This window comes from Streptomyces atriruber (assembly GCF_001418325.1).
GTDB classification, from domain to species: domain Bacteria; phylum Actinomycetota; class Actinomycetes; order Streptomycetales; family Streptomycetaceae; genus Streptomyces; species Streptomyces atriruber.
This window is the reverse complement of record NZ_LIPN01000398.1, coordinates 1-12,177: the sequence shown is the minus strand read 5'-3', so window position 1 is coordinate 12,177 and position 12,177 is coordinate 1. Positions and strand designations below refer to the sequence as shown.

Below are 12,177 nucleotides of genomic sequence, written 5' to 3'. Positions count from 1 at the left end.
CCCGTAGGGGCCGGGCTGCTGTTGCGGCTGGCCGCCGTACGGACCGGGCTGCTGCGGAGGCCGGCCGCCGTACGGGCCCGGTTGCTGCGGAGGCGGGCCCCCGTAGGGACCCGGCTGCTGCGGCTGTTGCCCCCCGTACGGTCCTGGCTCGTTGTAGCTCATTGCGTGGGGTCCCCCTCCGAACGCTGACGTGTCCCGGCCATCCTGAACGAGTTCAGGCCTCCCCGGACCCCCGGGCCGCAAGCGATGTCGAACGTTCCGGTTTCGGGACCGCTCCGTGACCCCTCTAAACTGGCCGCGTGACCGAGAACGCTCAGCAGCAGCCTCCAGCGACCACTCCCGAACTGCCGACCCAGTACGCGCCGGCCGAGGTAGAGGGGCCGCTGTACGAGCGCTGGGTAGAACGGGGTTATTTCTCGGCGGACGAGAAGAGCGAGAAGCCGCCGTACACCGTCGTCATCCCCCCGCCGAACGTCACCGGCGCGCTGCACCTGGGCCACGCCTTCGAGCACACGCTGATCGACGCCCTCACCCGCCGCAAGCGCATGCAGGGCCACGAGACTCTCTGGCAGCCCGGCATGGACCACGCGGGCATCGCCACCCAGAACGTGGTCGAGCGCGAGCTCGCCAAGGAGGGCAAGTCCCGCCACGACCTGGGGCGCGAGGAGTTCATCGAGCGCGTCTGGAAGTGGAAGGGCGAGTCCGGCGGCCAGATCTCCGGCCAGATGCGCCGCCTCGGCGACGGCGTGGACTGGGAGCGCGAGCGCTTCACCATGGACGAGGGCCTCTCGCAGGCCGTCCAGACGATCTTCAAGAAGCTCTACGACGACGAGCTGATCTACCGCGCCGAGCGCATCATCAACTGGTGCCCGCGCTGTCTGACGGCGATCTCGGACATCGAGGTCGAGTACCAGGACGACGACGGCGAGCTGGTCTCCCTGAAGTACGGCGAGGGCGACGAGACCGTCGTGGTCGCCACCACCCGCGCCGAGACGATGCTCGGTGACACCGCCATCGCCGTCCACCCCGACGACGAGCGCTACAAGCACCTGGTCGGCAAGCTCATCAAGCTGCCGCTGACCGACCGCTCCATCCCGGTCGTCGCGGACGAGCATGTCGACCCCGAGTTCGGCACGGGCTGCGTCAAGGTGACCCCGGCCCACGACCCGAACGACTTCGAGATCGGCCAGCGCCACAACCTGCCGAACATCGCGGTGATGGACGAGCACGCGGTCATCACCACCCCCGGTCCCTTCCAGGGCCTGGACCGCCTGGAGGCGCGCTCCGCGATCGTCGGCGCCCTGCGCGCCGAGGGCCGCATCGTCGCCGAGAAGCGTCCGTACACGCACTCGGTCGGCCACTGCTCGCGCTGCAAGACCACCATCGAGCCGCGCCTGTCGATGCAGTGGTGGGTCAAGGTCGGCCCGCTCGCGAAGGCCGCCGGTGACGCGGTCCGCGACGGCAAGGTCAAGATCCACCCGCAGGAGATGGAGAAGCGGTACTTCGACTGGGTCGACAACCTCCACGACTGGTGCATCTCGCGCCAGCTCTGGTGGGGCCACCGCATCCCCGTCTGGTACGGCCCGAACGGCGAGGTCGTCTGTGTCGGCCCCGACGACGAGGCCCCTACCGGCGAGGGCTGGACGCAGGACAACGACGTGCTCGACACGTGGTTCTCCTCCGGCCTGTGGCCGTTCTCCACGCTGGGCTGGCCCGAGCAGACCGAGAGCCTCGCGAAGTTCTACCCGAACTCCGTCCTGGTCACCGGCTACGACATCCTCTTCTTCTGGGTCGCCCGGATGATGATGTTCGGCCTGTACGCGATGGACGGCACCCCGCCGTTCCACACGATCGTGCTGCACGGCATGGTCCGCGACCAGTTCGGCAAGAAGATGTCGAAGTCCTTCGGCAACGCGGTCAACCCGCTGGACTGGATGGACAAGTACGGCTCGGACGCCCTGCGCTTCACGCTCGCCCGCGGCGCCAACCCCGGCACCGACGTGCCGATCGGCGAGGACTGGGTCCAGGGCTCGCGCAACTTCGCGAACAAGATCTGGAACGCCACGCGCTTCGCGATGATGAACGGCGCCACGATCGAGGGCGACCTGCCCCCGGCCGAGCAGCTCTCCGCCACGGACCGCTGGGTGCTCTCCCGGCTGAACGCGACGGTCGCCGAAGTCGACGCGCTCTACGACGACTTCCAGTTCGCCAAGCTCTCGGACGCCCTCTTCCACTTCGCGTGGGACGAGGTCTTCGACTGGTACGTCGAGCTGTCCAAGACCACGTTCATGGCGGGCGGCGAGGGCGCGAAGGTCTCGGCCCGCGTCCTGGGCGAGGTCCTCGACGTCACCCTGCGCCTGCTCCACCCGATCGTCCCGTTCGTCACCGAGACGCTCTGGACCGCGCTGACCGGCGGCGAGTCGCTCGTCATCGCCGACTGGCCGTCGGACAGCGGCTTCCGCGACGCCGGTGCCGAGCGGGAGATCGAGACGCTCCAGCAGGTCATCACCGAGGTCCGCCGCTTCCGCGCCGACCAGGGCCTGCAGCCGGGCCAGAAGGTCCCGGCCCGGCTGACCCTGGACGGCACGGCGCTCGCCCCGCACGAGGCCGCCATCCGTCAGCTTCTGCGCCTCCAGCCGGAGGGCGACGCCTTCACGGCGACGGCGACGCTGCCGGTCTCGGGCGCCACGGTCGCGCTCGACCTGTCCGGCACGATCGACGTGGCCGCCGAGCGCAAGCGCCTGGCCAAGGACCTGGCCGCCGCCGAGAAGGAGAAGGCGCAGGCCGAGGCGAAGCTGGGCAACGAGGCGTTCCTCGCCAAGGCGCCGGACAACGTGGTCGACAAGATCCGCGGCCGCCTCACCAAGGCGGAGGCCGACATCGCGCGGCTGCAGGCGCAGTTGGAGGCGCTCCCGGCGGCGTAATGCCTTGCGGGTGTATGTGACCGAAGGCCCCGGGACCGTGATGGTCCCGGGGCCTTCGCACGTCCTGAAGCCTTTCCGCAGGCGTCACGCCTCCGTGGCGACCGGCCCCGTCCCCACGACCTCCGCGTTGCGCCGCGTCTTGGCCCAGCCGTTCTTTCCCCGCAGCACGCGCAGCAGCCCGCGCGAGGCGACGACGAAGACGTGGTACGCGTACAGCCACAGCGCGAAGCCCCACAACAGGCCCTTGAACCAAGAGCTTTCGGGCGCGAAGTCCCTGCGGTAGACCGGGCCCCACAGCGCGAACGGCAGGACCGAGAGCAGGCACAGGACGAGCACCAGCGGCCAGACGCCGAGCGCCGAGTCCAGCGGGGAGTGCCCGAGGGCGAGGACGGCGACGAGGAACACGGTGAGCGCCAGGCTCGCGACGTGCGCGAGGGGCTGCACGAAGGTGTAGAGCGTCTCCAGGACGCCGCGGCCCGAGTGGTGGCGCGAGCCGACGATGCGCGGCGCGTACCGCACGCACTGCAGATTGCCCTGCGCCCAGCGGGTGCGCTGCGTCAGGAAGCGGCGGGCGTGCGGCAGGCCCTCCTGGGAGACGTACGTGTCGGCGATGTGGGTCACGCGGTAGCCGCCGAGGATCATGTGGAGGCCCAGCTCGTAGTCCTCCAGGAGCGCGTCGCGCTGCCAGGGGCGGCGCTCGGCCGCGGCGATCCGGTCGAGGGCGGTGAGCCGGGTGAACTGGCCGTTGCCGCCGAGGCCGACGGAGCCGGTGCGGCCGCGAAGCAGCTGCATGCCCGCGTTGGAGACGGCGAACTCCATGTCCTGCATGCGGACCAGGAGCCGGGCGAGGGCGTTCGGGATCCGGCCGCGCCCGTGCAGCGGGCGCGGCTCGTCGACGTTCCGCATCCGCACGCTGACCTGCACGCCGCCCGTCTCGGGGTCGCCGAACCCGGCGGGCCCGCTGACTGCGTGCAGCGCGTCGGGGGCCAGGTGGCCGTCGGCGTCGACGACGCAGACCACGACGCGGGAGCGGTCGGCGCCGGCCGGCAGGAAGTCGTGGAGCTCGGCGTAGGCGGCGTTCAGGGCGGCGCCCTTGCCGATCCGGGCGTCGGGCCTGCGGCGCGAGACCAGGTGGACGCGGACGTCGTCCTCGGCGAGCGCGGCGACGACGGAGGCCGTGCGGTCGTTGCTCGCGTCGTCGACGACCCACACGTGCGCGGCGGGGAAGTCCGTGCGCAGCCGGGTCACGGTGGACCCCACGACGGTCTCCTCGTCGCGGCACGGCACGAAGAAGTGCCAGTCGAAGGCGCCGGGGTCACCGCCTTCGTGGGCCGGGCGGCGCAGATAGGCGTGGCGGGCGCCCGCCCAGTAGAGGAGGAAGCAGGCGAGGAGGACGAAGGGGAAGAGGAAGAGCAGCCGGTCGAACGTCAGCATCGGGAGTCCTGGTGGGGTGGGGGAGTCGAGGTCAGGCGGCGGCGGGGAGTGCGGCGCCGCCCGCGGCACGGTCGGCGACCAGGTCCGTCAGGAGCGCGACGATGCGCTGCGAGGCCAGGGCGTCGCCGAAGGGGCTGGGGGTGCGGGCGAGCCGACGGAGCCCGGCCTCGCCCTCGGCGAGCCGGTGCCGGGCGGCGCGGCCGACCTCGGGCCCCGGCGCGACGAGTTCGGCGAAACCGGCGGCCATGGCCTCGGGACGCTCGGTGGACCGGCGCACGACGACGAGCGGACGGCCGAGGACGGTGGCCTCCTCCTGCACGCCGCCGGAGTCGGAGACGAGCAGCGCCGCGTGCCGGGCGAGCGCGAGGAACTCCCCGTACCCGATGGGCGGCAGGAGGGTGAGCGGCGCGAGCAGCCCTTCGAGCCCGGCGGCCTCGGCGCGGGCGCGGGTGCGCGGGTGCAGGGGGACGAGGACGGGCACCTGCTCGGCGAGCGCGGCCAGCTCGGTGAGGCAGGAGCGGAGCGCCGCCGGGTCGTCGGTGTTCTCGGGGCGGTGCACGGTGGCCAGGACGTACGCGTCCGGGGTGAGGCCGTGCGCGGCGAGCAGCGCGGCGCGCTCGTCGGGGCCGGGCAGCGCGTCGCAGACGGCCTCCACGACGGTGTTGCCGGTGACGGCGATGCGCTCGGCGGGGATGGACTCGGCGGTGAGGTTGGCGCGGTTGTCCTCGGTGGCGGCGCACAGGACGTCGGAGAGCTGGTCGATCAGGACGCGGTTGTGCTCCTCGGGCATGGCGCGGTCGTGGCTGCGCAGGCCTGCCTCGATGTGGACGAGGGGGATGTCGCGGGCGTTGGCGGCGAGGGCGCCGGACAGCGCCGCGTTGGTGTCGCCCTGCACGACGACGGCGTGCGGCGGCCGGGCGGCGAACTCGGCGTCGAGCTGCGCGAGCGCGACGGAGATCTGCACGGCACGGGTCTGCCCGCCGACCCCGGCGAGCAGGGTGGGCTCGGGCAGCCCGAGCTCGGCGAGGAAACGCCCCGACAGCGAGTCGTCGTAGTGCTGTCCGGTGTGGATCAGCCGGGCCGCCGCCCCGAGCGCCCGCACGAGGGGCGCCATCTTGACCAGCTCGGGCCGGGTGCCGAGAACAACGGCGACGCTCCCCGCGGGGAGGCCGCGGGCGGCGCGGGCGTCGGCGGTCGGGGCGGCGGTGATCACGGTGGGCACTCCAGGAGGAACGGGACATTACGGGGTACGTCCTGGAGAGTGCGGTGACACGGTTGCGGGCCCGGATCGCTTTCGGTTGCGCGACGGTTGCGAACTCCCGATTCCCGGACTCCGGGACTTCGGTCCGGGACTTTGGTCCGAGCCGGATGGGTCAGGGGCGCGGGGCAACCGCGCGTCAGGACCCCGCCGACCCGCGGCAGGCGGACTGCCGAGCTACTGGTCCCCCCGATACCGGTAACCGACCCCCCGCACCGACTCGAGCGGGTCCTCGCCGCCCGAGGCGCCCCGCACGGCCAAGCGCCGCCGCAACCGGAGCACCGCGAACTTCACCCGCTCCCGCCCGGTGCCATCGGGCGAGTCCCACACCAGGTCGAGAAGCTGCTCGGTCGTGACGACGCGCCCCCGGTTGCGGACGAGCACCTGAAGCAGCCGGTACTCGATGTCGCTGAGCCGGATCTCCTGGCCCTGCCAGACCGCGGACCGCCGCTCCGGCACCATCCGGAGCCCCGCTTCCACGTAGTCGCCGCGCCACTGGTCGGGCCGACTGCGGCGCAGCAGTGCCTCGATGCGGGCGAGCAGCTCCTGTGTGTCGAAGGGTTTGGTCACGTAGTCGTCCGCGCCCGCGCGAAGCCCCCGCACCCGTTCGGCGGGGCTCGTGCGGCCGGAGAGGATCAGGACGGGCAGGTCGGTCATGTCCCGGGTGCGGTCGAGGACCTCCCAGCCGTCGAGGCCCGGCAGCATCAGGTCGAGGATCATCAGGGCCGGACGTTCGGCGAACAGCAGACGCAGCGCGGCCTGTCCGTCCTCGGCGAGCACCGTCTCGTATCCGGCCCGGTCGAGCACGGTGCGCAGCGCGAGGCCGAGGTCGGGGTCGTCCTCGACGACGAGCAGACCCGTCATCCGTGCCCGGCCGGGGCGGGCCGACCCGTGGGCAGCCTGAGGACCACGGCCGTCCCGTCGCCCTCCCCGCCGTGCAGGGCGATGTGCCCGTCGTGCATCCGTACGGTGTCGCGGACGGCGGAGAGGCCGAGACCGGTGCCGGGGTAGGCGCCGCGGCGGGCGTTGGGGGCGCGTACGAACTCGGTGAAGACCTCCTCCTGGAACTCCTTGGGGATGCCGATGCCGGTGTCGGCGACGGAGATCTCCCAGCCGGTGCCGTCGGGCTCGTCGTAGGGGTGGGCCGAGACGGTCACCGTGCCGCCGGGCGGGGTGAACTTCACGGCGTTGTCCAGCAGCGCGGCGAGGGCGTTCTCCAGCTGGCCGCGGTCGGCGAAGGCGGGCGGCCCCGGCTCGTGGGCGTGGACCAGGAAGATGCCCGCGGCCTGCGCGCGCGGCTGCAGGTCGCCGGTGAGGCGCCCAAGGAGCCGGGCCATGTCGACCCGTGCGTACGCCGCCTCCGGGCGGGTCCCCGTGGCCGTGGCGGCGTGCAGCAGCCCGTCGACCATCTCCTGCATGCGCTGCGCGTTGCGCCGGATGGTGGCCAGGTACGTGGCCTGCGCCGCGGAGAGCGGATCGCCCGAGGGCGGGGCGAGCAGCTCGCAGAAGCTGAGGATCGTGGCGAGCGGGGTGCGCAGCTCGTGCGAGGCGCGGGCGGTGAACTCGGACCGCTCGCGGGCGAGCTCCCCCAGCGTGCGGACGTGGCGCCGCAGGTCGTGCTCGCGGCGGCGCTGTTCGGTGATGTCCTCGGCCAGCCAGAGCACGCCGACGTGTTCACCGGCCACGTCGATCGGCCGCCGGTTGGTCCTGATCACCCGGCCGTCGAGGAAGCGGACCTCGGCCGTCCGCGGAAACTGGCGGCGGTTGAGCTGCCGCAGGGAGGTGCTCCCCGCGGGCAACTGCTCCGCGACGGCCGCGGCGAGGGCCTCCACCGGCGCGCCCGGCGAGGTGTCGACGTCCCGCAGCCGCGCCAGCTCGACGAGCTGGTGGTTGACGGCCACCACCCGGTTGTCCGCGCCGACCAGCAGCGCGCCTTCGGGCACCGCATTGAGCAGGGCCTCGGCGACCTGCCCGGTCAGCCGCAGGTTGTGGGGCACCGCGCTAGCGGACCGGGTCGGTGACGGCTTCGGGCGCCCCGGCGCCCTCCGCGGTCTCGGTGGCCTGGGCCGGGACCGGGCGGATGGGCGGTGCGGGTACCGCCTGGGGCGGCACGAAGTCGAGGCCGAGCCGTTCCAGCTCCGCCGCGGCCAGGGCGTCCAGCGTGTCGGGGTCGCCGTGCCGCCAGCCCCAGGCGAGGCTGCCGGGTGTCGCGTCCGGGATCTCCGACGCGGTGACGGCCACCTCGTGCAGGGGGCGGAGCAGGGAGCGCAGGGCGAGCAGTTCGCGGCCGTCGTCGGAGGCGGCGAGGTCCCGGGCGGCGCCCGCCTGCCGGATCCAGCGCAGCCGACGCGGCAGCCACGCGCCGAGGACGAGGCCGACCGGGACGACGAAGAGGGCGACGGCGCCCACGGCCACGGCGGTCCGTACGGTCACCGGGTCCATGGCGTCGACGGCGCCCGCGATGCGTCGCAGCGCGGTGTCGACCCGCCCGCCGACGAGCGGGAGCGGTGCGTTGTGCTGCTGCAGGGCGCGGGGGAGGGCGAGCAGACAGGCCAGCCTGTACGCGACGACGGCCGCGGTGGCCCACAGCGCGGTCCACAGGAGGACCCCGGCGTCACCGGCGAGCTGATGGGTCCGCCTGGCGGGATTCTGGGCATACCACATGGTCCGATTTGACCCCCGGCACGCGCCGGGACCGGGCAGCCGCGCCGAAAATACACCCGTTGTGTGCACGCCCAAGTGGTTCGACCGTGTTCATCCGCAAAGCCCTGGGTGCGGCAAATCACCAAAACAAGGACGTAAGTCCGGTGGAACGGGCCGAAAGACCTTGGATGATGGAGAGCATGCGCACCCTGCCCGCCGCCCAGGCGATTCGCCAGGCGGCGGCCACGGCCGGCCGTCTCTGCGGGCGCTGGTCGCGGGAGCCCCGCGCGCTGGACGTCCTCACGGCACTGAGCGCGTTCGCGCTGATGAGCCTGGACGTGCCCGGTCTCGCCGAGGCGGACAACTCCCTCAACGGCCCGCTCGCCGTGCTGGCCCTCGCCGCCGGTGCGTCCTCCCTGCTGGTGCGCCGCAGGGCGCCCTGGCTGACGTACGCGGTCGCGCTCTTCTATCTGAGCTGGCTGCACGAGCTGACGCTCGCCCAGTTCGCGCTCTACTCCCTGGGACGCTACCGGGGCCGCCTCGCGGGGGCCCTCGGCGTCATCGGGTACGTCGCGTTCGCGTACGTGATGTTCAACCTGCCCGGCTGGCCGGTGCACCGGGGGGACACGCTCGGCGAGTTCTCCAGCCTGGTCGTCCCGATCGGCGTGCTCGCGGCGGGCGTCGGTGTCGCCGCGAACCGGCAGGACCTGGTGCGTGCGCTGGAGGCGCAGCGCACGGAGACGGACACGCTGCACGCGGTGCAGCGCGAGCGCACCCGCATCGCGCGGGACGTGCACGACTTCGTGGGGCGCGAGCTGACGCTGCTGAGCGTGCGCTCGCAGGTGCTGGCGCGCAGGGCCGAGGGCGGCCCCTTCGAGGACGACTTCGAGGAGCTCTCGGAGACGGCGCGCAGCGCGCACCGGATGCTGAACGAGATCATCGTGCAGCGCGGCACGGACGGCGCCCCGACGCCCGGCCTCGCCGCGCTGCCCGAACTGGCCGAGCGCAGCGGCCGCGCGGGCAGCCCCGTCGACCTCCTCGTGGACGGCGCGGCCCACCGCCTCTCCCCGCTCCGCCAGGCCGCCGTGCACCGGGTGGTCCAGGAGTGCCTGACGAACGCGGCGAAGCACGCGCCGGGCGAGGAGGTCTCCGTCCGCGTGGCCCTGAAAAACGGCCGCCTGGAGATCACCGTCACCAACCCGCTCCCCACCACGGCCCCGTCCTCCGCCCCCGTCTCCGCGGGCACCGGCACGACAGGCATGGCGGAACGCATCCGCGCGGTGGGCGGCACGTTCACGGCAGGCCCGAAAGCAACCACGTACGAGGTAAAGGCAACCCTCTCGGCAGGCGAACTCTCCTGAGCCCCGTAGCCCCGGGGCGCCCCCACTCCCCTGCAGAGCAGGAGCCCAACCCCCGCCGCTCCGCGGCGGATGTCCCCCACCCACTCGTTTGCCGACGGGGGGGGGATCCCCTACAGAGGGCCAAGGCGAGCGGGCGGGAAAGCCCTATGGGGGCCGCAGCCGCCAGCAAGATCAGCGCCCCGAAGGACTAAGGCGCAAACACCCACCGGACCACAGCCGCACACGAGACACGGAGGGAACGCGAAGAGCTGAGGCGCAAACACCCACCGGACCACAGCCGCACACAAGACGCGGAGGGAACGCGAAGAGCTGAGGCGCAAACACCCACCGGACCACAGCCGCACACGAGACGCGGAGGGAACGCGAGGAGCTCAGGCGCAAACACCCACCGGGCCGCAGCCGCACACGAGACGCGGAGGGAACGCGAGGGGCTGAGGCGCAAACACCCACCGGGCCGCAGCCGCGTACGAGACGCGGAGGGGACGCGGGGGTATGTGCGCACGGAGCACCGAGCACACCACGACGGCAAGAAGAATCCGGCGCGGCGCAGGGATGGCGAGTACGCACATACCCCCGCGGCCCCGCACCCACCAACACAGCCCAGGCGCCCCGTCGCCCCGGCGCCCCCGCCAGCTACCGCGCCCCCGCCAGGCTACGTCGCGTGGAGTGCCAGGGTCGGGGACAGGCGGGCCGCCCGGACCGCCGGGTACAGGCCCGCCACCGTGCCGATCGCCAGCGTCGCCCCGAAGCCGCCCGCCATGGCCCACGGCGGGACCACCCACGGAAGGCCACCGGAGAGCGCGTACGCCGCCGTCGCCGCCGCGCCCAGCGCCACGCCCGCCGCGCCGCCCAGGCCCGACAGCATCAGTGACTCCGTCACGAACTGGACGCGGATCTGCCCCCGGGTCGCGCCCAGCGAGCGGCGCAGGCCGATCTCGGAGCGGCGTTCCAGGACGGAGATGACCATGGTGTTGGCGACTCCGACGCCGCCGACGAGCAGGGCCACTCCGCCGAGGCCGAGCAGCAGTCCGCTCAGGGTGTCGTCGGTGGCTTCCTTGGCTGCCAGTGCGTCCGAGGGCCGGGAGACGTTGGCCTCGTTGGGGTTCTCGGGGTTGGTGGTGGCGCCGAGGACCTCCTGCACGTCGTTGACGGACGACTCGTCGGCGCGTGTGTAGATGGTGGTCGGCGACCCGTCGAAGTCCAGTTCGCGCTCCGCCACGGACCAGCCCACGAGGGCCGACGAGTCCAGCGAGGGCACGAGTTCGTTGGCGGCGAGCAGGCCGACGACGGTGAACCAGCGTCCGCCGATCCAGACCTTCACATCCTCCCCCGCCCGGTGCACGCCGAGTTGTTCGGCGGCCTTGGGGCCGAGCACGACGGCCGGGTAGCGGCTGTTGGCCGCGTTCAGCCAGCGGCCGTCGACGATCTCGGCGCCGACCGACTTCGGCAGGTCCGTCCGGGCCGCCGAGACGTTGAGGCCGCCGGTCTCCTGCACGGGCGTGTAGTCGCTGCGGTACACCTTGGCGTCGGTCTTGCCGAGGGCGGAGACCGACTCGACGTGGTCCATCGCCGCGATCATGTCGACCGACTCGGGCGGCAGATGGGCCTCGCCGCCGCTGAAGTTCTGGCCGGGCGTCACCGTCAGGAGGTTGGTGCCCAGCTCCTGGAGCCTGCGGTTGAGGTCCTCGGTGGAGGAGGTGGAGATGCCGACCACGCCGACCATCGCGGCGATGCCGATGGCGATGCCGAGCGCCGAGAGGAACACCCGCATCGGGCGGGAGCGCAGCCCGGAGCCGCCGACCCGCAGCACGTCCGCCGGGTTCATCCGGGCGGGCCTGGGCCGCCGCGGCGGCTCGGGGGCGGTGGCGCGCTCCAGCTCCTTGATCGCGGTCATCGCACGGCCTCCTGGGGGGCGAGGGCGTCCCGGGGGACGAGGGCGCTCCGGGAAACGGGGAAGGAAGCGCTCCCGTCGGCGGCGACCGAGTCGTGCTCGATGCGGCCGTCCTTGAGACGCACCTCGCGGGGCAGGTTCGCGGCGATGTCCCGGTCGTGGGTGATGACCACGACGGTCGTCCCGGCCTCGTGCAGCTCGTGGAGCAGCTCGATCACGACCGCTCCCGAACGGGAGTCCAACGCGCCGGTCGGTTCGTCGGCGAGCAGCAGCGGAGGATCGCCGAGCACCGCGCGGGCGATGGCCACGCGCTGCTTCTCGCCGCCGGACAGCTGGTGCGGCTCGTGGTAGAGCCGGTGGCCGAGGCCGACCCGGCGCAGCGCCCGCTCGGCGAGCCGTCGGCGCTCGGCGCGCGGCCTGCCGCTGTAGAGCAGCCCGTCCGCCACGCTGTCCAGCGCCGGCACGCCGAACGCCAGGTGGAACTGCTGGAAGACGAAGCCGATGGTGTCGGCCCGCAGCGCCGACAGTTCACGGTCGGTCAGGTCCGCCACGTCGTGCCCGTCGATGCGGACCCGGCCTGCCGACGGGCGGTCCAGGGTGCCCATGATGTTGAGCATCGTGGACTTGCCGGACCCCGAGGGGCCGACGATGGCGAGGAGTTCACCG

9 protein-coding genes are annotated in these 12,177 nt (G+C 73.0%); 2 read left to right on the top strand and 7 right to left on the bottom strand.

The genetic code is table 11. The annotated features are described in order from the left end of the window. Nucleotides 1-299 precede the first annotated feature (299 nt). Nucleotides 300-2,924, top strand: a complete 2,625-nt coding sequence (locus tag AOK03_RS33615) for a valine--tRNA ligase (protein ID WP_055569165.1) — start codon at nucleotides 300-302, stop codon at nucleotides 2,922-2,924. An 84-nt stretch (nucleotides 2,925-3,008) separates the two neighbouring features. On the opposite strand, the gene AOK03_RS33610 is transcribed toward AOK03_RS33615, so the two are convergent. The 5 genes from AOK03_RS33610 to AOK03_RS33590 all read right to left on the bottom strand — a co-directional run bounded on the left by AOK03_RS33610 (nucleotide 3,009) and on the right by AOK03_RS33590 (nucleotide 8,280). After that, complete coding sequence (locus AOK03_RS33610) at nucleotides 3,009-4,358, bottom strand: XrtP-associated glycosyltransferase (protein ID WP_055569164.1); 1,350 nt, start codon at nucleotides 4,356-4,358, stop codon at nucleotides 3,009-3,011. A 31-nt stretch (nucleotides 4,359-4,389) separates the two neighbouring features. Continuing rightward, on the bottom strand, nucleotides 4,390-5,472 hold the full coding sequence (gene wecB / locus AOK03_RS33605) for a non-hydrolyzing UDP-N-acetylglucosamine 2-epimerase (RefSeq protein WP_079075118.1): 1,083 nt from the start codon (nucleotides 5,470-5,472) through the stop codon (nucleotides 4,390-4,392). A 321-nt stretch (nucleotides 5,473-5,793) separates the two neighbouring features. Continuing rightward, on the bottom strand, nucleotides 5,794-6,480 hold the full coding sequence (locus AOK03_RS33600) for a response regulator transcription factor (RefSeq protein ID WP_055569163.1): 687 nt from the start codon (nucleotides 6,478-6,480) through the stop codon (nucleotides 5,794-5,796). Continuing rightward, entirely contained in the window at nucleotides 6,477-7,613 is a 1,137-nt protein-coding gene (locus AOK03_RS33595; protein WP_055569162.1) for a sensor histidine kinase, read from the bottom strand. Before AOK03_RS33595 ends, AOK03_RS33600 begins: the two co-directional genes overlap by 4 nt. A 4-nt stretch (nucleotides 7,614-7,617) precedes the next feature. Further along, nucleotides 7,618-8,280, bottom strand: coding sequence for a hypothetical protein (locus AOK03_RS33590; protein WP_063792638.1), 663 nt, complete (start codon nucleotides 8,278-8,280; stop codon nucleotides 7,618-7,620). 179 nt (nucleotides 8,281-8,459) lie between these two features. On the opposite strand from AOK03_RS33590, the gene AOK03_RS33585 reads away from it, so the two are divergent. Next, a complete protein-coding gene (locus AOK03_RS33585; protein ID WP_055569166.1) occupies nucleotides 8,460-9,620 on the top strand; it encodes a sensor histidine kinase in 1,161 nt (386 codons plus the stop codon). Between the two features lie 652 nt (nucleotides 9,621-10,272). Here the strand turns inward: AOK03_RS33585 and AOK03_RS33580 are convergent. Next, complete coding sequence (locus AOK03_RS33580) at nucleotides 10,273-11,514, bottom strand: ABC transporter permease (RefSeq protein ID WP_055569161.1); 1,242 nt, start codon at nucleotides 11,512-11,514, stop codon at nucleotides 10,273-10,275. Next, nucleotides 11,511-12,177, bottom strand: a 667-nt coding sequence (locus AOK03_RS33575; RefSeq protein ID WP_079075117.1) for an ABC transporter ATP-binding protein, incomplete at its 5' end; no start/stop codon positions are given. The genes AOK03_RS33575 and AOK03_RS33580, both read right to left, overlap by 4 nt.